This is a genomic window from Microcoleus sp. AT9b-C3 (assembly GCF_036705485.1).
Lineage (GTDB): Bacteria > Cyanobacteriota > Cyanobacteriia > Cyanobacteriales > Microcoleaceae > Microcoleus.
Map to the genome: position 1 here is coordinate 16,041 of NZ_JAUBUR010000012.1, position 21,632 is coordinate 37,672.

Annotated in this window: 13 protein-coding genes; 11 read left to right on the plus strand and 2 right to left on the minus strand. The window is 48.1% G+C overall.

Features of this window, described 5'->3' with window-relative positions; genetic code table 11:
- Window positions 1-306: 306 nt before the first annotated feature.
- The 9 genes from QUB77_RS13270 (at window position 307) to QUB77_RS13310 (ending at window position 16,520) form a co-directional block, all read left to right on the plus strand.
- Window positions 307-651 (plus strand): hypothetical protein, encoded by a 345-nt coding sequence (locus tag QUB77_RS13270; protein ID WP_242721486.1) that lies wholly within the window; start codon window positions 307-309, stop codon window positions 649-651.
- Window positions 652-859: 208 nt separating this feature from the next.
- Entirely contained in the window at window positions 860-1,885 is a 1,026-nt protein-coding gene (locus QUB77_RS13275) for an ABC transporter permease (RefSeq protein ID WP_333173450.1), read from the plus strand.
- A 683-nt stretch (window positions 1,886-2,568) separates the two neighbouring features.
- A complete protein-coding gene (gene abc-f / locus QUB77_RS13280) occupies window positions 2,569-4,170 on the plus strand; it encodes a ribosomal protection-like ABC-F family protein (RefSeq protein ID WP_333173452.1) in 1,602 nt (533 codons plus the stop codon).
- Window positions 4,171-4,182: 12 nt separating this feature from the next.
- Window positions 4,183-5,091, plus strand: a complete 909-nt coding sequence (locus QUB77_RS13285; protein ID WP_333173455.1) for a hypothetical protein — start codon at window positions 4,183-4,185, stop codon at window positions 5,089-5,091.
- 548 nt (window positions 5,092-5,639) lie between these two features.
- Window positions 5,640-6,683 (plus strand): hypothetical protein, encoded by a 1,044-nt coding sequence (locus tag QUB77_RS13290; protein WP_333173458.1) that lies wholly within the window; start codon window positions 5,640-5,642, stop codon window positions 6,681-6,683.
- A 249-nt stretch (window positions 6,684-6,932) separates the two neighbouring features.
- Window positions 6,933-7,706, plus strand: coding sequence for an ABC transporter permease (locus QUB77_RS13295; protein WP_333173461.1), 774 nt, complete (start codon window positions 6,933-6,935; stop codon window positions 7,704-7,706).
- Window positions 7,707-7,831: 125 nt separating this feature from the next.
- A complete protein-coding gene (locus tag QUB77_RS13300; protein WP_333173463.1) occupies window positions 7,832-8,731 on the plus strand; it encodes an ABC transporter ATP-binding protein in 900 nt (299 codons plus the stop codon).
- A gap of 578 nt (window positions 8,732-9,309) precedes the next feature.
- Complete coding sequence (locus tag QUB77_RS13305; RefSeq protein ID WP_333173466.1) at window positions 9,310-10,131, plus strand: sulfotransferase; 822 nt, start codon at window positions 9,310-9,312, stop codon at window positions 10,129-10,131.
- Between the two features lie 254 nt (window positions 10,132-10,385).
- Window positions 10,386-16,520, plus strand: coding sequence for a DUF4347 domain-containing protein (locus QUB77_RS13310; RefSeq protein WP_333173467.1), 6,135 nt, complete (start codon window positions 10,386-10,388; stop codon window positions 16,518-16,520).
- 110 nt (window positions 16,521-16,630) lie between these two features.
- Here the strand turns inward: QUB77_RS13310 and QUB77_RS13315 are convergent, their stop codons facing one another.
- The gene (locus QUB77_RS13315; RefSeq protein WP_333173469.1) at window positions 16,631-17,614 is read right to left on the minus strand and encodes a GNAT family N-acetyltransferase; all 984 of its coding nucleotides are present in this window, start codon (window positions 17,612-17,614) and stop codon (window positions 16,631-16,633) included.
- 755 nt (window positions 17,615-18,369) lie between these two features.
- On the opposite strand from QUB77_RS13315, the gene pap reads away from it, so the two are divergent.
- On the plus strand, window positions 18,370-19,857 hold the full coding sequence (gene pap / locus QUB77_RS13320; RefSeq protein WP_333173471.1) for a polyphosphate:AMP phosphotransferase: 1,488 nt from the start codon (window positions 18,370-18,372) through the stop codon (window positions 19,855-19,857).
- Window positions 19,858-20,128: 271 nt separating this feature from the next.
- Entirely contained in the window at window positions 20,129-21,208 is a 1,080-nt protein-coding gene (locus QUB77_RS13325) for a YdcF family protein (protein ID WP_333173474.1), read from the plus strand.
- Here the strand turns inward: QUB77_RS13325 and QUB77_RS13330 are convergent.
- Window positions 21,205-21,549 carry a hypothetical protein gene (locus QUB77_RS13330; RefSeq protein ID WP_333173477.1) on the minus strand — a complete coding sequence of 115 codons (345 nt, stop codon included), beginning with the start codon at window positions 21,547-21,549 and terminating at the stop codon, window positions 21,205-21,207. The two genes, QUB77_RS13325 and QUB77_RS13330, sit on opposite strands and share 4 nt — an antisense overlap.
- Window positions 21,550-21,632: the final 83 nt, after the last annotated feature.

Here is a 21,632-nt window from a genome sequence, read left to right on the forward strand (position 1 = left end):
TTTAAATCTAAAGGATCTCACTTTCTCCGGGTAGGCATTGTCTTGCTTACGCCTAGTTAATAAAAATTTGATTTGATTTTTTTATACAGTGCCCGGACAAATGTAAATTCTGTGACAATCGGGTGTTAAAAAATTTGCTATTAATAAGATAAGCCGCCAAAATCCCTTAGCGTAGCGGGGCGTAAGCCATCGAGTACCAAGAGGATAATTGAAGCATCTGGATTCCATCAAAAGCAGCAAATTAAAGCGTTTTTTGCCTTTTTGGACGCTCGATGTATTGGCAAAATAATACTTCTGGAGGATGACATGAACTATACATTTGAAATCCTGGGCGTATCTCCAACTTTAACATTTTTTAACCAGCAGCAGGAATTGCTGCAACAACAGCAGCCGTCCGGTGTAGAATACTTGGCAAACCGAAAGTGTACTCTCGATGCGTTTGTGGCATCCGTAGAGACAGTTTCTCCTAACCGCGGCTGGGATGTCGATCGAGTTGTAGACACCGTGATTAGTTTCTGGATGAACAACTCCGATAGCATCCAGTATTGGAGACACAGGCTGCAGGATGCCGGCAGCGAAAACTTGTTAGTAGCCAGAGTAGGCGATATCAAGTCTTTGCAAGCCGCCTTTGAATCACTGCTTGGCGAATAGGAAAATCGCCAATTGCGAAAAAGTCGATCGACTTTTTCGCAAAAATCAACTCAACAGTCTATTAGCAATGCTCAATTTCCCTGATTCACGACAAGGAAGTCGCAGATATAAAATATCTGTTTCTTCCAGCTTCTATGTTCCATCTGCCTGATGTATTCAACATCTGGCTAATGATTAATGACTTCGCAATTGGCAATTCCCAAATATTATGTCTCGTTCCAAAGCCCTGCAATCTTATATTTTTGTCCGCTTGCTCCTCGCACCGCTAATGTTGTGGACAATCACCACAGCAGTATTTTTATTGTTGCGGGCCACTCCGGGCGACCCCATAGATGCCATTCTCGGCTCACGAGCTCCCGCAGCCGCCAAAGAAGCAATGCGAACCCAACTCGGCCTCGACGCACCCCTGTGGCAGCAATATCTTAAATACATCAAAGACTTGTTGAGCTTCGACTTAGGAACCTCCATCACCACTCGCGGACAAACCGTATGGCAAATAATTGGAGATTATTTCCCCGCTACAGTGGAATTAGCAGTTTGTAGCATGGCCATAGCTTTAATTGTCGGCATCAGTATCGGTTCCCTGGCAGCATCTCGCCCCAACACTATTTTCGATGCTGCAGGCCGTTTGTTTGGCATTATCACTTACTCGCTGCCGGCTTTTTGGGCTGGCATGGTTTTGCAGTTGATTTTCGCAGTGCAGTTGGGATGGTTTCCTTTGGGAACTCGCTTTCCCGTGACATTCCCCGCCCCCGAAGGCTACACAGGACTCTACACGATTGACAGTCTCCTGAGTGCTAACCCTGGTCAGTTTCTCACATCTTTGCATTATTTGGCACTTCCGAGTTTGACCTTGGGCATTCTTTTGAGCGGCATTTTCGAGCGCATTGTCCGAGTGAATCTCAAGCAAACTTTGCAAGCAGATTATGTCGAAGCAGCTAGAGCTAGAGGCATTCCAGAATTCCAGATTTTATGGGCTCACGCTCTGAAAAATGCACTAATTCCGGTGATTACTGTCTTAGGATTGACTTTTGCTGCACTGTTGGGCGGTGCTATTTTAACAGAGGTTACTTTTTCTTGGCCGGGGTTGGCAAATCGCCTTTACGAAGCGATTAGCTTGCGGGATTATCCCACTGTTCAAGGTATTGTGGTGTTTTTTGCGGCAATTGTTGTAATTGCCAGCATTGTAATTGATATTTTGAATGCTTACGTTGACCCGCGAATTCGGTATTAAAGGAAGTTAGTTGTTATATGATATCCGGTCGCTCGACCGGACATCATACAGCGTATCCGCTTCTTCCTTACTGTGCCAAACTCTTGGTTTAAGTAGTTGAAAATCTACCTAGATATGAATTTAAGAAAAAACGGCTAAAATCAACTAAAACAAGACCAGAAACTTTTGCTATATAAGAATTTGTGCCATTATTTTTAGATAAATTAGTACAGTAAGTAAAGAAGAGGCAGTATGATGTACAGTGCGCGCCTTACCACTACAGATGGTGTCAAAATAGAGGCGTTGCTTAATCAGGGTATGAAAAAAATAACTTGAAAACCCCGAAGTTTTGTGGATACTGGTTTCTCTGACTTGCATATTTAGCCCTTCATACCCTAAATCAGCAACGCCAAAATAGATTCCTTGCGTCCAAGACTGTATCCGTTGTACCCCAGAATTCAAAACATCTGTGGCTTGACAACGTAAAACTCGTGTAATATACTGTAATTGATTGTAGTCTATCAATTATTACTGCCATGAAGCTAACTGCTGGTTGCTAACCCATCCCGATCGATTTCCAACGCTCTGTGCTTTAAACACTACGAAAGCCAGAGATTTGAATTGGGTAGCGACCTCTCGATCGTACTGCGATCGAGCGTCCAGCACTACGAGGACGGCTCAGCAAACCCACATGAAGCAGAAATATGCAAAAGAAAGCAATTCTCAACGCAGCTAATTTGACCTGCGAAGTCGCACCCACACGGACTTTGTTCGCAGATATCACTGTTGCGATTCATGAAGGCTCGCGCATTGGCTTAGTCGGTCGCAACGGCAGCGGTAAATCGACCTTGCTCAAGCTACTTGCCGGACAACTAATCCCGCAGATTGGCACAGTCGCGAGGACAGGTAGTGTTTACTATCTGCCTCAAGTCAGTACCCTGAATCTGTCTGCATCGAATGAATTGGTACTGGACTGGATCGCTTCTCATTCGGATGACTGGTGGACGGTGACGACGTTGCTAGAGGAGAAGTTTACCTCGGAAGTCTCGCTATCTCAGCGTCTGGGCACAGTTAGCGGCGGAGAACTGACGAAACTTTGGTTGGCGATCGCTCTATCGAAGCAGCCTGATATTCTGTTGTTAGATGAGCCAACAAATCATTTAGACCTGTTAACCCTGGAACAGTTGCAGACAGCACTGCAAGAATTTTCTGGTGCTTTCGTTATTGTCTCGCACAAGCCGTTTTTTCTCGATCGCACCGTCGATACGATTTGGGAATTAACGCCAGCGGAGTTAAAGGTTTACGGTGGCAACTACTCCTTCTATCGATCGCAAAAAGAAATCGAACATCAAGCCGCATTACGCGCCCACGAAGTAGCGCGAAAAGAACTAAAGCGAGCGAAAACATCAGCGTCTCACGAACAAGAACGAGCCGCTAAATCTCGCCGCCTAGGTCGCAAACGTGCCGATAGCATTCCGAGCGGTGCGTGGAAGCGACAAGCTGAAGTAATGGCAGGAAGTGCTAAGAAAAAACATGAATTCGCCGTACAAAAAGCAACTAATCAAGTTACCGCAACCAAAATCAGAACGACGAAAACAACCCGGCTTAAATTAGAAGAATGCAGTCAAAAAAACAAAAATTTAATCGATATCCAAGGTGCTGATTTGAGATTAGGAGAGCGCCGATTAATCAAAAACATTCAGCTTCATGTATCGTCAGGCTCGCGCATTGCTATTGCTGGAAAGAACGGTTCAGGAAAATCCTGTTTAGCTCAAGCCATTCTAGGAATGGAGCGAACTCCAGCAATTTTAGAAGCAGGTGAAATTGCCATAAAATCTTCCATAAAAGGGGTATATCTCGATCAAAGCTATGAAATGGTCGATCGCTCTCGGACAGTCCTCGAAAATATGCAAATGGCAAACCCAAACTTAGACTATGAATTGCTGCGACAGCAATTAGGAAATTTTCTATTTTTTAATGATGAGGTGAACAAGCCTGCATCTGCCTTAAGTGGCGGTGAGTTAGCGAGATTAGGGCTGGCTGCGATCGGCATTTCTCAAATTGATTGGCTCATTTTAGATGAACCAACAAATAATTTGGATTTGGAAACAGTGAATCAAATTGTTGATGGAGTCAATGAGTTTCAGAGCGCCCTCTGGGTCATTTCCCACGACCTCGACTTTCTCAGCCGCATTGGAATCACACAAGCCTACCAACTCCACAACGGCCAACTTCAGCCGCTGATCCATCAACCGCATGAGTTGGAACGTTATCATCAGGAATTACTTGAGATGCAAATGTCTTAATTCTGAAGCTCAGTGGCGCAGCCTACATCAGCAGGAGTAGCAAAAGCTCCTATTTTGGGAAGAAGACAATTTCTAGTTTCTGGGCAATACTGGATCAAACACAGTTCAACATTTGAGGAAACGCTGATGAGATTATTGCGAACAATCGCCGCTCTATCGGCGGCATTGACCCCACTGATGCCTGAAGCTGCCTTTAGCCGTCCCATGCCGGGAACAGCCGATTTTCCCAGAGCCTCAAACCCCGATGTAAATGTGCCGGTTTGCTTCATCGAAACTCGCGGCGGCACAACTTTTGATTTAGGCAGCTTGTGCGGCACCAACGCTGATCCCCAAAACACTGCTCCGGTTGCGGCGGGCAATCCCGCCAATGCTCCTGCAAATAACCCCAATGGGGCTGCTCCGCCTCCTCCGCCGAACCCCAACGCCATCACCAGAGATGCTGCAGGCACGCCGATAACTACTCCAACAGGCACGGCCAATCCCAACAATCAGAATAATCAGAATCCGGGAACAGCGCCCAATACCAATCAGAATAATCAGAATCCGGGAACAGCGCCCAATACCAATCCCAACAATGTCAATCCGGGAACTTCGCCCGCAGGTACTCCCAATAATGCCAATCCGGGAAGTTCACCGAGTACCAATCCCAATAATCTCAATCCGGGAAGTGCGCCCTATATCACTCCCAATAATCCCAATCTGGGAACTTCACCGAATACCAATCAGAATAATCTCAATCCGGGAACTTCACCGAGTACCGGCCCCAATAACAGTGCGTCTCCCACGGGTGGAACTGCTGGCGACAGCAACAGCGATTTAGTTCCCAATCGCAATCTCAATCTTCCCAGAGTACCGCCGAGTTCCTTTGGCCCTGGAGGTGTTGCACCGACTAGAGATGCGATTGATGGCCCCCGCCAGTAATCGGGGAAGTGTCAGAACTTTCATCACAGAAACCGGGTTTCTTTGAAACCGTCTCTTTTTTAGGGATTGTTCACCCGCGAGAAAGCCGGAATATTTATTTGCCTGCATAATATTGATGTCAGGTGCGATCGGCATATTTTGTAGCAGAGTAGCCAAATAAAAGTTAAGCTAAGAACTTGTAGACGCTATTAGCCAAGCACTCTTTCAAAACTGGACAACCAGGTTGAAGCAGTGAGAAATAGCTAGCTTTAATCCGTAACAGGATTAGTTATCAGCACAGGTTAAAATTATTCCCAGCCGGGTGCTCGCCAGCTCCAAGTTCTCAAGCTAAACCATTCAACAGGCATATTTTTGTTAAGCCAGTGTGGTTTGGAAAGTATCGGCTGATAACATTAGCTAGATAAAATTAACCCGATTATTCGGAGGCTCTTCATGAGCAAAATATTTGTTTTAATAAATTGGAACAAAATTGCTCTAGACCCGATCCTCTGCGTTGGCGTAGCCCCCGTAGGGGCGGGCTTCGCTAACGCACTTGAGGAGGACATCTAGTGTCAAACTTAGTTCAACGCTTAGAAATAACCGCTCATCCGCAACTGGAAAAATCCCTCGGCTATCGAGGAGATAGTCGCTGGGTAGCTTGGCGCTGGGAACCCGACATCGACCAACTTATTTCCAGCGACGGCAAAACAGTCGGCACTGGCAATAATATGGCTTGGCTGGTGTTTTTGCAGCACGATTTAGTCGATCCTGCGCTACAAGAGTACAACCTCGGGGAGGGCGATCGCTACTGGCTGCTTTTAGACACGGAAACTAGAAATCTCTACGTCGGCGAAGGGAAAACAGTTCAAAGTCTGCTCGAACAGCCGGAAAGTTTAGGTTTATTGGCCTGTCTCGATGGCGGGAATGCCGATCGACAAACTGGTGAAACTTGGCAGCAAACCCTATCTCAACTAACAGCCAAACCAGTTGTTCGCCACCTCACAAATGCCCTTCCTTTCGGTATCGCGGCCGCTTTAATAGGTGCTTTAGGCATCGGAACCGGATTGTGGGTAGTGCCAACTGTGCAGCAGAAACTAGCCGAAAAAGCTGCTTTTATTTCCCCAATTAGTTCTGGCGCCAACTGCGGGCTGGGCGGTTCCGACGATTTTTCAGCTTATATCGGTTCCTCAAGCGGAAACAAAGAACTTCATTTAATAGGCGTTTACGAAGCCAATGCGGATCACAAGAAGCGAGATTTATCAAAAAGTGCGATCGAAGTCAAGGTGGAACGCCGAAACAAGCCAATAATTCTGGCACTTTCAGCCTACGAACCGGTGCAATGGAACATTACCGCAGAACCGGGCGCAGTTATCGAAAAAATCATCGTTAACGGATACCACAACCAAACTGTTTCAGGAGTTTCGGGAATTCCAATTGAAGAGCACAGCTACGAAGAAACCGGAGATTCTCTCGGCGACTTTATCTACAAGTGGGATGCTACCGCTGGAAGTACCAATACTTCTTCCCTCGTGACTAAATTGGAACAGGGAAACCGCACCAGTTTAACTTCCTTTCAAGGATGCTACAGAGGTAAGAACTTTAGTATTAATTGAGAGTAGCGACAGAGGCGACAAATTATACGATTTTCGATTTTCGATAGGGAATAACTGATTAGATATGGGTTTGGAACTTGTTACAGTTCCATGCTTTTTTTTACTGGTGTTAAAACCTATCCCCCTAAAATCACAAAACCCGCGCCGGCGGGTTTTTTATTGAGAGTTCAACTTATTGGCACCTCTATGGTATGATATGCGGTGGCGCGATCGCCAATTCCCCATTCTAACAATACTAATATATTTGCTATGAAATACTGGTACGAAACGCTCGCAGTAGCACAGCGAATTTTAATTGAATTGGGGAGGCGGCGGCGCAGCTTAGTCTTGTGGAGTATTTTTCCAGTTTCTATCTTGCTAATTAACGGTTTAATTTTAAAAGAACGCGCTAATCTCAGCACAGCCAAAGCCTTTGAAGTTGCTGCACCTGCAAGCTTAGTAGGAGCGGCTTTATTTTTTAGCTGTCTCGGCGGTAGCGTAGCAACAGTAGTAGCCGAGCGAGAACAGCATACCCTCAAACGCTTGTTTATTTCCCCGCTGAGCGGCACTTCCTACTTTTTAGGAATTTTCCTGGCTCACAGTTGCATCGGCATCGGTCAGGTAATTTTAGTATACACGATCGCCTCTTTTTTAGGAGCACAATTCCAAGGCTCTCTTCTGCTAGGATGTGCGATTATTCTGCTCAGTATTGTATCTTATGTAGGTGTAGGCTTTATTCTCGGCACCCAGTTTGCGAGGCGCACTGAAGATGTCAACTCCCTAGTAGCAGCTTTCGGCGTCCCCTTGTTGATTTTAGGAGGCGCATTTTTGCCGACTTCGCTGTTTCCCCAAAGTCTGCTGGAACTCGCCCAGTACAATCCAATTTATCACATGAACGAAGCGCTGATGGGCGTGTGGGCTGACGGCAAAGATTTGGCTGATATTGCAGAACACTTTTGGTATTTATTCATATTTTCTATTGCCATGATTGCAGGTGGATGGCTTTCTTACCGCAGGATGCTGAGAGTAGAAAGAAGACTTTAAAACTATCTCATTATGTCGTAATTATTCATCTCTCTCTTCTCTTCCTCTGCGCCCTCTGCGCTCTCTGCGGTTTAATCGTTCAGAAACAACCGTAAATATATAAAATAATACGGAGAATTAAAGCAGTGCTGCAAATAGAAAAGCTAAATAAGTCCTATGGCGAGCGCTCAGTGCTTAAAGATTTAACACTGCACATCCAATCTGGAGAAATTTACGGTTTGCTCGGGCCAAACGGGGCGGGCAAAACTACAACTATCAATATTTTATGTAATTTGTTAAATGCCGACAGCGGTCAAGTTTCTATTAATGGCGAACCTGTTTCTGAAGCTACTAAATTATTAATAGGTGTAGCGCCCCAAGAAAATTTGCTTTACAAAAGCCTTAGCTGCGAAGAAAACCTCAACTTTTTTGCTCAAATTTACGGCTTAGAGCGCAAACAGCGCCGCTATCAAGTAAGACACTGTTTGAAAGCAGTAAATTTGACAGATAGAGCTACAAGCCCAGTAGAAACTTTGAGCGGAGGAATGCAGCGCCGTTTGAATATTGCGGTGGCTTTGGTACACCAGCCTAAATTAGTAATTTTAGATGAGCCGACAACAGGTTTAGATATTGAGGCCCGCTATGAAATTTGGGAGTTAATTCAGCGATTGCAATCGGAAGGAATTACAATTCTGCTGACAACTCATTTGTTGGATGAAGCTGAGCGTCTTTGTCAGAAAATCGGGATTCTGAAAAATGGCAGTATTGTAGCTGAAGGTAGTTTAGAAGAGTTGCAAAAACTGATTCCGGCTCAAGAAATTATCGTGGTAAAAACCGACGAAGAAGCTGAAGTCATCGCCCGCGCTAAAAAATACAGTTTCATTCCCCGCCGCTACGGTAGCGATTTAGCTTTTTGGCTGCCGGAACGTTTAGAATTAAAAGAGATTATTTGGCTGTTCGACGGGATTTCTATTGATTCAATCGCTCGGTATCCGGTGCGATTAGAACATATTTATGTCGAAGTGACTAAACAAACTGTATCTTAATCTGCGTCCATCAGCGTACATCCGCCACCATCTGCGCTTCAAAAACCAAAGAAACCGGGTTTTTTGCCATTTTTGCCAACTGTAACGAAGTATCTCGCAAAAACCCGGTTTCTGGCCACCCGTGCGTCGAAGACTAAACTAAATTCATCGGCGTCCATCAGCCTATATCCGCCACCATCTGCGGTTAAAAATTCCAGAGTAATTAACAATGGCGATGTCTAGATTGTAAAAATATCGTCCACCTTAATGCTGTCTGGCAAACAGGGCAAATAAAATTATGTTAAAAAATATACCCTTATACCCACAGCCTCTGAGGGATGTCTAAGTTATGTCCTCATGCCAAAGATCCGACTTTTCCGACTTTACGATCCGACTTTTCCGACTTTACACAGGCAGAAGCCCGAAGCAATGATAGAGATAGAGAAAGCCAACCCACGATGTCTAGATTGTAAAGATATCGTAAACCTGGATGTTGTGTTGCGAAATGTTAAATAAAAATATGCTAGAAAAGATATGTCTTTAGTATGATACATTTTGATTGCATCTAAGTTATATAAACCCATTCCCACGCGAGGTCAGTGAAAGCCCACTTCATATCAGGACTACCCCGATCAGGCTCTACTTTACTGGCTGCACTACTACGACAAAATCCCCGCTTTCACGCTGCTATGACTAGCCCCGTCGGGGGTTTAGTTGAGCGAATGTTGGAAGCCATGAGCGAAGATAATGAGTTTTCCGTATTTATTTCCCCCGAACAAAAACGGGCACTCATTATGAGCATCTTTTGGGCCTATTACCACCCGCAAGCTGAAAAAGAAGTGATCTTCGACACCAATCGCCTGTGGTGCAGCAAATTGCCATTAATTGTGGAACTATTTCCCGAAGCTAAAGTTATCTGCTGTGTCAGAAACATCGCTTGGATTATGGACAGCATTGAGCTGCTGATTCGGCGCAATGCCTTTGATGTTTCCAGGTTATTTAATAATCCAGCGGAACGGGCTACAGTATACAGCCGCACGGAGGCATTAAGCCAAGGTTCGCGTTTAGTTGGTTATGCTTATAACGCTCTCAAAGAAGCATTTTATAGCGAACAGAGTGCATCTATTTTACTCGTAGATTACGACCTATTAACCATAAAGCCGGCTAAAACAATGTCGCTGATTTATCAATTTCTTGGAGAAGAGCCTTTTGAGCATGATTTCGAGAATGTTCAATATCAAGAGCCAGAATTTGATAATAAGCTGAAAACACAAGGGTTACATCAAGTGCGTGTTCAAGTCGAGTTTAAACCGAGAAAAACAATTTTACCCCCCGACTTGTTTGAGCGATTTGATGGCTTATCTTTTTGGACAGATTCAACAAATAGTCGTGCTAGTGCGATTGTAGCGAAAGCTCAATAAACCGTAAAACCTTAGCAACGGCGGACTTAGCAACGGAGGACACGGCAATGCCGTGTCCCTACCCCAAAATAATCCTTAGTCCTCGTTCGGATGTAACCATCGCCCGATTAATTGTAGGGACACGGCAATGCCGTTTCCTGACTGTGGGTAATATCAATTCCAATGCCAGCGGATTTGAGATTAAGCTTTGAGGCGGGGGTTTCAACCCCTGCCGGACTTAAATGTAAACGACAGACAACAGGATTGCAGCAATTATGAACTTATCAACCGCGAACAAGCAAATTATTTTCGTTGACTCTTCTGTACAGAATTATCAAAAATTGATAGAGGGCGCAGATGCTAACGCCAAAATAGTCATTTTAGATGACAAGCGTAGTGGCATTGAACAAATTACCCAAGCACTGGCTAGTGAAAGTGGCATTGAAGCTGTTCATGTAGTTTCTCACGGCAACCAAGGCAGTTTAAAACTCGGTGCAGACGTACTCAATGGGAATGACCTAGAAACTTTCACTACTCAGATAAAACAGTGGGGAAATGCCCTGACCGAGAAGGGAGATATCTTACTTTATGGATGCAATGCAGCCGCCGGAGAAATTGGCAATAATTTTGTCAAGCGATTGAGTGAAATCACAGGTGCAGATGTCGCAGCCTCTAACGACTTGACGGGAAATGCAGCTAAAGGTGGCGACTGGGATTTAGAAATAGCAACCGGCCAGATAGAAGCCGCCGTGCCCTTTAATCAAGAGGCGATGGAAGATTATGACTATACACTGGCTAACTTTGATGTCACAGTGGCAACCGATGATGGCACCGGCACTGTAGAAGGCACATTGAGCAAAGCAATTTTTGATGCGAATGCCACAGCAGGGGATGACACGATTACCCTCCAAACAAATGTCACGTTTACAAAAACTCCGAATCAGCTAATCGACAGCAATATTGCTTTTATTGGTGGCGGTTTCACCGTCAGCGGAGATGCCAATAGCAATAGCAGCAATGATACGGGTGACGTTCGCCCCTTCTTTGTGAAGTCTGGAACCGTCAGTTTCACCAACATGACGATTAGCGGGGGTCGCGCCCAGGGCGGAAATGGTAGTGGTGGAGGTGCAGGCATGGGGGGTGGCTTGTTTGTTTATGACGGCACAGTCAGCCTGAATTCTGTCACCTTTTCTAATAACTCTGCCATTGGCGGAAATGCTGGGGTTAGTAACACGGGTGGCAGTGCTAATTTTGTGCCTCTCAATCCGGCTAATAATGGTGCCAACCAGACTGGCACCAGTGGCACCAGTGGCACCAGTGGCACCGGTGGCAACGGCGGCTTCGGCGGCAACGGCGGCAACGGCACCGGCGGCAACGGCACCGGCGGCAACGGCGGCAACGGCTTCGGAGGCAACGGCGGCTTCGGCGGCAACGGCGGCGGCGGCCGTGGCGGCAACGGCACCGGTGGCCGCGGCGGCAACGGCATCGGCGGCTACGGCGGCTTCGGCGGCGGCGGCGGCTTCGGCATCGGCGGCGGCGGCAGCAGCTTCGGCTTAGGCGGCGGCGGTCGTGGCGGCTTCGGCGGCGGCGGCGGCGGCGGCAGCAGCTTCGGCTTCGGCGGCGGCGGCGGCGGCGGCTTCGGCGGCGGCAACGGCGGCAACGGCAGTGGCGCGGGCATGGGGGGTGCAGTATTCATCCGTCAAGGTACTCTTATCCTTGACAGCACCACATTTACTGGCAACACTGCTACAGGCGGCACGGCTGGCAACCCTGGTCAAGGCAAAGGTGGGGCAATATTTGCCATGCAGTCCCTCACCAATAGCAATGGCAACAACCAGGGGATGCCAACTGCGCTACCCACTGTCACCTCATCAGCAGCCACCTTCACCGGCAACACCGCTGCCAACCAAGCTGGCACTCCCACTGGTAACACCCCCACCAGTGGTGTCGGCACCAACCAGGATAATAACGACGTTTACGGGACTATTGCCGGCCCACCCACACCAGATATCGCTGTCACCACTCCCGCCGTCACTCCTACTACCCTACTAGCAGGCACAACCAACAAAAAACTCTACGAAATTGACTTAGCCGTTTCCACCTTTAACGCGCAACTCACAGGCGTTACCCTCACTCCCAGCGGCACTTACACCCCCGCAGACATCGCTGGCTTCAAACTCATTTACTCCACCGACAACGTTTTAGATGCGGGAGATACCACCCTCGGCACCCAAACCCCAGTTGCCTCCGGCAGTGTCCTGAACTTTACCGGGCTCACCCAAACCATCAACACCGGCACCACAGGCTACTTATTCCTAACTTCTGACATTGCCACAGGTGCCACCGAAGGCAAAACCATCAATATCGGCGCACCTACCCTCGCTAACTTCACCTTCGCCTCCGGTAATGTCACGGGCACTCCTACCGCAGGCGTCATCCAAACCCTCGACGGCATCCCTACCATTACCAGCGTCACCGTACCCGCCAATAATACTTACGGCATTGGCGGAAACCTCGACTTCACGGCAACATTTAGCGAACCGGTCACCATCACCCCCGGTACTGGTAGCGCCAACCTCCCCATCACTCTCGATACTGGAGGTACTGTCAATGCCACCCTCACGGGCACCGGTGCGTCATCCGCTACCCAAACTTTCCGTTACACCGTAGCATCAGGCAACCTTGACAGCAATGGCATCACTGTAGGTGCTAACTTAGCACTCACAGGCGACGCGACGATTCAAGATGCTACTAATAACAATGCCACCCTGACTTTAAATGGAGTCAGTGCAACAACAGATGTATTAGTTGATGGTGTTGTCCCCACTGTTACTATCAATCAAGCAACAACACAAACCGACCCAACCGCAACTTCACCTATCAACTTTACCGTCACCTTTAGCGAACCCATCACAGGTTTCGATGCCAGCGATATTGACTTAACTGCAAGTACAGCAACAGGAACATTAACACCAACTATCACAGGTAGCGGCCCCGTTTACAACGTCGAAGTCAACGGCATGACAGGGGGAGGTAATGTTATTGCTAGCATCAAAGCTAACGGCGTTACCGATACAGCAGGCAATAACAATACTGCCAGTACAAGTACAGACAATACCGTTGTTTATAACAACACCTTCCCCACAGTTACATCCATCAACCGCGTTGCCACATCTCCCACTGCTGCGGCTACTGCTACCTACGAGATTAAATTCTCTGAAGATGTTACAGGCGTTGATGCTTCTGACTTTACTTTAGTCCCCACTGGTGTAACTGGTGCAGCTATTGGTACTTTAACTGCTGTTGATGCTAAGACTTACCAACTGCAAGTTAACACAGGTACGGACAGCGGTTCAATCGGGTTAAATTTAGTGGATGATGACAGCATCAAAAATAGCTTGGGAGTGCCATTAGGCGGTGCAACTGCTGGCAATGGTAACTTAACGGGACAAGTTTATGAGATTGACAAGACTCCGCCAACTGCTAGTTTAAATGCTGTTGCTGAGATTACGACAGCCGGAGGAACAAGTCAAACATTGACAGTTACTTTCAGTGATAATAATGCTGTCGATGTTTCAAGTTTGGATAGTTCTGATGTTTTGATAAATTGGTCGGGCGGTGCTATTCCTGCTACTTTTGTCAGTGTCGATACTAATAGTAATGGTACACCTCGGACAGCAACTTATTCGTTTACTCCTCCCGGCGGAAGTTGGGATGATACTGACAATGGAACTTACAGTATTAACTTGCAAGCAAGTCAGGTTAAAGATGGACTTGGCAATCTTGCTGTTGCTGGTAGTTTAGGGACTTTTAACGTTAATGTTGCGGCCCCCGCACCGGCCCCTGCACCCGCACCGGCCCCTGCACCCGCGCCCGCACCTGCACCCACACCGGCACCGGCACCCGCGCCCGCACCGGCACCCGCGCCCGCACCGGCACCGGCACCGGCACCGGCACCCGCACCTCCACCGGCCCCCGCACCTGCACCGGCCCCCGCACCGGCACCGGCCCCCGCACCTGCACCGGCCCCTGCGCCATCGGGAACACCTGCACCGGCCCCTGCGCCATCGGGAACACCGACTCCATCGGAAACTCCCACTCCATCGGGAACACCAACTCCATCGGGAACGCCCACTCCAACGGGCACTCCCACGCCATCGGGAACGCCCACTCCAACGGACACTCCCACGCCATCGGAAACACCCACTCCATCGGGAACACCCACGCCATCGGGAACACCATCGGTAACGCCAACACCAACTCCATCGGGAACGCCCACTCCAACGGGCACTCCCACGCCATCGGGAACACCAACTCCATCGGAAACTCCCACGCCATCGGGAACGCCAACTCCATCGGGCACTCCCACGCCATCGGGAACACCAACTCCATCGGGAACGCCCACTCCAACGGGCACTCCCACGCCATCGGAAACACCCACTCCATCGGGCACTCCCACGTCATCGGGAACGCCAACTCCATCGGGAACTCCCACGCCATCGGAAACACCAACTCCATCGGGAACTCCCACGCCATCGGGAACACCAACTCCATCGGGCACTCCCACGCCATCGGAAACACCCACTCCATCGGAAACTCCCACGCCATCGGGAACGCCAACTCCATCGGGCACTCCCACGCCATCGGAAACTCCCACGCCATCGGGAACGCCAACTCCATCGGGAACACCAACTCCATCGGAAACACCCACTCCATCGGGAACTCCCACGCCATCGGGAACGCCAACTCCATCGGGAACTCCCACGCCATCGGGAACGCCAACTCCATCGGGAACACCAACTCCATCGGGAACGCCATCGGTAACGCCAACACCCACCAACTTCTACGACTATGCCTCCTCTCCCAACAGCGTTACCCAAAACTTCAGCAACCTCACTCAACCCATCACTATCATTGGCAGTCCCTTTAACGACAACTTCACAGGTACGGGCAACCCAGACAATCTCAGCGGTGGCGGTGGTGATGACATCCTTGATGGTGGCGCTGGCAATGACACCCTCAATGGCGGAGTTGGCAACAACACCCTCACCGGAGGAGTTGGCAATGACACCTTCATCTTTAGTCCCGGAACTGGTACTTTCGGTGGACAAAACCAGATTTTAGACTTCACCCCTGGAGAAGATAAATTACAACTTGATGTCGCCTTCGGTTTCACCTCACCGGAACAAGTGCTCGCAGCATTACAATCTACCCCGAACGGTTTAGTCTTAAACTTAGGGAATGGTCAAACTATCTCTATCAAAGCCAATTCTCTCTCACCCAGCGACATCATTCTCTTTAGTAATTCCACAGCAACACCGACACCAACGGGAACACCTACGCCATCGGTAACACCGACACCAACAGGAACACCTACGCCATCGGGAACACCGACACCAACGGGAACACCGACACCATCGGTAACACCGACACCAACGGGAACACCGACACCAACGGGAACACCGACACCAACGGGAACACCGACACCAATAACTAATAACATCCCCAATGACGACTGCATCTGCGATGACATTGCCTATCCCAATTTAAACCAACCTAACTCGGTTGAAAACACCATACTTGGTGTATCGGGAATTCAAATAGGCACTGCCCAAAACGATGAATTTCTCGGCACTAACAACGGCAATATATTCGATGGCAAATCCGGGAATGACAACTTATATGGTGGAGCCAGCAACGACATCTTTAATGGCAACCAAGGCAACGACTTCATCACTGGAGGCAAAGGTGACGACATCCTCTATGGAGATGAAGGAAACGACATCGTGCTTGGCGAATTGGGCAACGATTTAATCTTCGGAGGCAAAGGCAATGACTTGTTACATGGCCGCGAAGGTAATGACATTATTCTTGGTGATAAAGATGATGATTTCATCGATGGTGGTAAGGATAATGACGTTTTATATGGAGGCAAAGGTGACGACATAATTCTTGGTAGTCAAGGTGATGACTACCTATTTGGACAGTTAGGTTCCGATACTATCTGCGGCGGTGTAGGTAATGACTTAATTAGCGGTAACAAACAAGCCGATATCCTGGGAGGATGTGAAGGAAATGATACTCTTTATGGAGGGGAAGATAATGATACTCTCCTCGGGGGAAAAGGTGATGATATCCTTTACGGAGACTTGGGGAATGATAGTTTGATTGGCGGTAGCGGCAATGATATCTTTGCCTTAAAAGCGGGTATTGGATTTGATATAATCGCTGATTTTACCGTCGGTCAAGATTTGATTGAATTAAGCGGTGGTTTGAGTTTTGGTCAGTTAGCCATAACTCAAAATACTCAGGGAACTCTCATCAAAAATGTTTTGACAGGAGAGGAGTTAGGTCTCATGATTGGAGTGAGTGCCAATTCGATTACATCCGCTAATTTCCGGTTGATTTAGGGAAAGTAAGGAAAAGTACGATCGCCCATTCGATCCAAAAGGGCGATCGCACTGGAGAACCCCGGCTTCTTTAAGCAGTCGGGATTCTCGCCTTCAGTACCAACCTTTTTCTACACAGTCTTAGCCCATTCGATCCAAGTTTCCATCGGGCGGAAACCCACTGATTTGTAAAGCTTTGTCGCCCCCGTCAAACTGTCAGCATCTACGCTGAGTTTAGCTGTGTTTGCACCCGCTGCTTTCAACTTATGCAAGCCAGCTAATAGCATTGCTTTTCCTAAACCCATTTTCCGAAAATCGCGCCGCGTACCCAACAATTCAATCCAACCATCTTTAGTACCGCTGCGGGCGTTTTTTTGGGGTTTGATTTGACAGTCGCAGAAAGCTGCAAATTTACGTGAAGCGAAGCTATCCCGTAGGGAATCGCCCGCAACAGCAATCAAGTCTAATTCCGGCTGATAATTCGGATCTTGCATCCAGTAACGCACGGTTTCTGCTGTTAAATCGTGGTGATTCCAGTGATCGATAAATGACTGGTTGAACATCTCTACCCAGGGTTGGATGTCTTGTTCTCCCGATACGTGTGTCAGTGCAAAATCTGCGGGGAATTCCGGCGCGGGAATCGGTTCGGCGAGGGATCTGGCCATTGTCCAAAAATAGCGATCGACCTCAAAGCCCTGTTTTTCTAACAGCCGCATCTCATCGGTTTGGTCCTCCCGGCTGTAGGTACGCAATTTTGCCGGCAAAGTCCGTTCTTTCGCGACTTCGCGCAGCCGATTTTCGCCCCATTTAATGATATCTTTTTCCAAACCTGCGCCGCGCACCTTTGGATGCACGTAAAACCAGAGACAAGCGTCTATTTCCTCTGGCGAATCTGGCATATCTAGGAGTGCTAAACCGATTAGTTTGTAATTACCATCTTCCCACAATTGCACGTCGCGGGCTTTGTCGAGTTTGGGGGCATCAAGTATTAGCTTGAGTTCAGTTGCTGAGACTTCTTCGCCGAGTCTATCCACTGCTTCGCAAGCATCGATCAAATTGGCGATCGCGCACCAGTCAGTTTCGCCCTTGTAGGAGCGTGTTGTCAAGATATTCATAGAAAACTTGCAATCCGTAATTTCGGACTGTTCCTCTTAATTGGTATTGGCAAACAAGTACAGTAATTCCGACATTTTGCACAAATGTCAGTAACAGGCTTTTCGGCCTGTTCCACAAGAAATAAATACTCTTGTGGGGCGGGCACCCGTGCCCGCACCTAAACTGTTTTTAGTATTTGAGAATGGTGTCGATAAAACTCAGAAACCTGTTTATATCACCCAGGCTTTCAGGTTTTATCTCATAGCGCAATCATAAAAATTGGTTTGCCTTTTTGGGCTAGTTTTGTATGTGAGTCTCAGACGGGAGGAGCGCCCAATGTTCGCAAGCAGCCTCCTCAAAGTTATCAAGGCTGGTGCTTGACTAACTGTTGTTTAAATAAATTTGATGAAGCTAAGTAAAGAAGTTGTCACCCCCACTGGGTAGTTGGTTTTTACTTTTGCTCTGTCTTACAATAAATCCTGTTTCAGGGATTTGTTGCTCCTCCTGTTAACTCGCCCGCTTTGGGGGAGGGGAGAAGTTGAACCTATTAAAAAGTTGCCTAGTTCAACTATAACCGCTACGTTTCTTTTTTGCAAGTTTGATGTAAGAGAAGTTCTGTTACTATTAACGGAAGCCTGTAGTCGGCAGAAGCACCGCGCTTTTAACCGGCCGTAACTGTAGTTTTTATAACGTTTTTTCCGGGCTTTAGGATTTAATTTTATCCAAACGTTAAACTAACGTTAAACTGTTTTTTACAGATTAATATGAGGTAAATATGCTCGACAACCTCGATTTAGATATTTCCCTGGATAAAGAAACCTATGATGCCAAGATAGAAATTTTAATGCAGCAGTTGCGATCGCTCCAACTGGCCTGCAGGGAAAAAAAATTGCCCGCAATCATCGTCCTCGAAGGCTGGGCAGCCGCCGGCAAAGGTGCTTTAGTCAAAAAAATGGTGGGGTACATGGACCCGCGCGGGTTTGCCGTCCACCCGATTTGGCCGCCGTCAGATGCAGAAATGGGCTATCCTTTCCTATGGCGGTTTTGGCAGAAACTCCCCGCCCGCGGCAAAATTGGTTTTTTCTACCACAGTTGGTACACTCATGTTTTAGAAGATCGGTTGTTTGATCGAGTCTCCGACGCCCAAGTACCCACAGTCATCAGGCAAATCAACGCCTTTGAGCGGCAGATGGTAGATGACGGCGCAGCAATTGCCAAATTTTGGATTCACCTCAGCAAAAAAGAACTCAAGCATCGGCTCAAAAAACTAGAAGACGACACCTTACAAGCTTGGCGAGTGCGGCCCGAAGATTGGAAACAAGCCAAAAAATACCAAGAATACACAAATTTTGCCGAAGAAATGGTAGCCCAAACCGGCACGGGCCGCGCCCCTTGGACGCTAGTAGAAGGCGATTGTCAGCGGTGGGCGAGAGTCAAAGTTTTAACCCAAATGGCAGCGACAATTACAGAAGCATTGGACAGACTGCCGATGCAATCAGCACCCGTGAAATTGCCACCTCAAGAAAGCTTGCAACCCACCGAACCCGACTTGCTGGCCCAAGTAGATTTAACTCAATCGCTGTCGCCCGACGAGTACAAACAGCAACTTCGCGAGGAACAAACCCGTTTTGGGAAACTGCAACAAAGCATCTACGAAGAGGAAATCCCCGTGTTAGTGATGTTTGAAGGTTGGGACGCCGCCGGTAAAGGAGGAGCAATCAAACGCTTGACGGACATATTAGACCCCCGCAGTTACACCGTTAATGCCTTTGGGGCCCCGACAGACGAAGAAAAAGCGCATCACTACCTCTGGCGGTTCTGGCGACGGCTGCCAACGGCTGGTAAAATCAGCATTTGCGATCGTAGTTGGTATGGTAGAGTGCTGGTCGAGCGAGTCGAAGGATTTGCCACCGAGCCCGAATGGCGCCGAGCTTATCAGGAAATCAACGAATTTGAGGAGCAACTCACCAGTTTCGGTTGTGTCTTAGTTAAATTCTGGCTGCACATCAGTCCTGACGAGCAACTAAAGCGGTTTACAGAGCGGCAAAACAATCCCTTTAAACAATACAAACTCACTCCTGAAGATTGGCGAAATCGCCAAAAGTGGAATTATTATGAAGTGGCGGTGAATCAAATGGTTCAGCGCACCAGCACGCCGGCTGCTCCCTGGACGCTAATTGCGGCCGATAACAAGTATTATGCTCGTGTTAAAGTAATTCAAACGGTAACGCAGGCAATTCGGAATCAACTGAAGCGTCGATAAATTGGGATTGGTGAATCGGTAACAGGTAATGGGAAAAAAAAGCAGGCGACAGAAAGCAGACTTAAATTGCCAATTTCACCTGCGGCGTGCTCGATTCATTACCAATTATCAATCAACCATTACCAGTTATCAATTACCAATTAACTGTCAGCAATCTGTGACTGGAAGTAGCGGGCTTCACCCTGCAGCCAATAGTTGATAGCTGACCGGAAGCGAGCATTAGGATAAATGCGATGGGACTGCGTTATTCGCGAAAGTTAAAAACCCACCGATGCCCGTATTTCCTACCGCAGTTAAATTAGCGCTCGTTTCCAAAACTTCTGTACTAATTTATGAAGACACAGAATATTGCAAGATGCCAGAACTGTTAGCTCGCATTCTATTTCTATTCCTCCTGTTCTCACTGATCAAATCGTGGTGGGATCAATCAGGGGGCAAAGACAATCCTTTATTAGATAGGCTGCGCGTTTTGCTGCTGATCAGCCTTTTGATTCTAGCTTTTTTTGCACCAGACACCCCGGTCGGAGCAGCGATTTTCGGGCTCATAGCCTTCTTCTTTAAGCCACTGGGTTTTTCCATCACGCTGCTGGTGATTGCATCGGCGCTGATCACGAACGGGGGCATCCGCAACCCGGCGCCGAGAATGATTCTGGCAGCACTGCTAGTTTTGATCCTTTCGAGTATGCCAGTTGTCGCTTATTGGTTCGCCGAACAAGCAGAACGGGACGCCGCTGCAGCCGTCCACACAGCTTGCTGCGATGAAACTGCCGCGGCGATAGTTCTCCTGGGCAAGGGAACCACTCAGCCCCACATCCCCAACCGAGTAGCGATTCAACTGACAGATACAGGCAATCGCCTGCCCTATGCTGCCGTTTTGTACCGCCAAAAAGTGGCACCGATGGTCATCGTTACCGCTGGCCCGAGACCAGAGTTGGAGGGTTATGTTGGCGAAGCTAAGGATATCGAGACTTTGCTGGCAAACAACATGGGCGTGCCGCGCAGCAGTATCGTGCTCGACGATAACGGCAGCAACATACGCACCAGCGCCCAAGAAGTGAGAAAGATACTCGACAGCCGTGGCGCACCGCGCAAAGTAATCCTGGTAACATCTGCGATTCAGATGCGCCGTGCCAGCCTCGCTTTTGCGAATATGGGAATCCAGGTGATTCCTAGGGCTACCGACTTCTACACTTTTCAACCCACATCGGGAGGGAGATCCAGTAGACTCCGCTTAGACGCGGGAGATTTTCTCCCCAGTGCAGAAGCTTTGGTAACTACGACGCGAGTATTCGATGAATATTTCGGGTCTTTCTATTACTATTTGCGCGGCTGGCAGGCTCCCAGAGCCTAAAGTGGCAAGTTGCTGGTGTTTTTCTTAGGCAACAGCGACTGCTCCCCAGATTGGTTTAAAATCTGATGAGAAGAAGACCTTTGTGGGGAGCTGTATTTTTTTCTCATTCCGGCGGGGTCGCCGACAATCAAGTTTGCCATGAATGCAAACAATACCCAAAAGATAACTGGCTCCCACTCGGATTTTTTGGGCGGTGCTTCTGGGGTTGTGACAGATTCGACGTTGACTTTGATATCTAGTTTGCCTTCAATTTCTTTGCCTTTGAGAACTCCCTCCTTGCACACACCCTTAAAAATCATGGGAGCGGGCTTTGGTGCTTCTGCTTTCGCTTCATCTGCCATTTTTTTATCCTGGTTTTGGTGAATCCGGTTGGATAGTACATTCTTAAAGGTTCGGGGGTTTTCCGGACAGGATTTGGCGAACT

Coding starts and splice junctions, on each gene's coding strand:
- QUB77_RS13275 (WP_333173450.1), top strand. CDS start 860: ATGTCTCGTTCCAAAGCCCTGCAATCTTATATTTTTGTCCGCTTGCTC.
- QUB77_RS13310 (WP_333173467.1), top strand. CDS start 10,386: ATGAACTTATCAACCGCGAACAAGCAAATTATTTTCGTTGACTCTTCT.
- QUB77_RS13295 (WP_333173461.1), top strand. CDS start 6,933: ATGAAATACTGGTACGAAACGCTCGCAGTAGCACAGCGAATTTTAATT.
- QUB77_RS13270 (WP_242721486.1), top strand. CDS start 307: ATGAACTATACATTTGAAATCCTGGGCGTATCTCCAACTTTAACATTT.
- QUB77_RS13325 (WP_333173474.1), top strand. CDS start 20,129: ATGCCCGTATTTCCTACCGCAGTTAAATTAGCGCTCGTTTCCAAAACT.
- abc-f (WP_333173452.1), top strand. CDS start 2,569: ATGCAAAAGAAAGCAATTCTCAACGCAGCTAATTTGACCTGCGAAGTC.
- pap (WP_333173471.1), top strand. CDS start 18,370: ATGCTCGACAACCTCGATTTAGATATTTCCCTGGATAAAGAAACCTAT.
- QUB77_RS13315 (WP_333173469.1), bottom strand. CDS start 17,614: ATGAATATCTTGACAACACGCTCCTACAAGGGCGAAACTGACTGGTGC.
- QUB77_RS13330 (WP_333173477.1), bottom strand. CDS start 21,549: ATGGCAGATGAAGCGAAAGCAGAAGCACCAAAGCCCGCTCCCATGATT.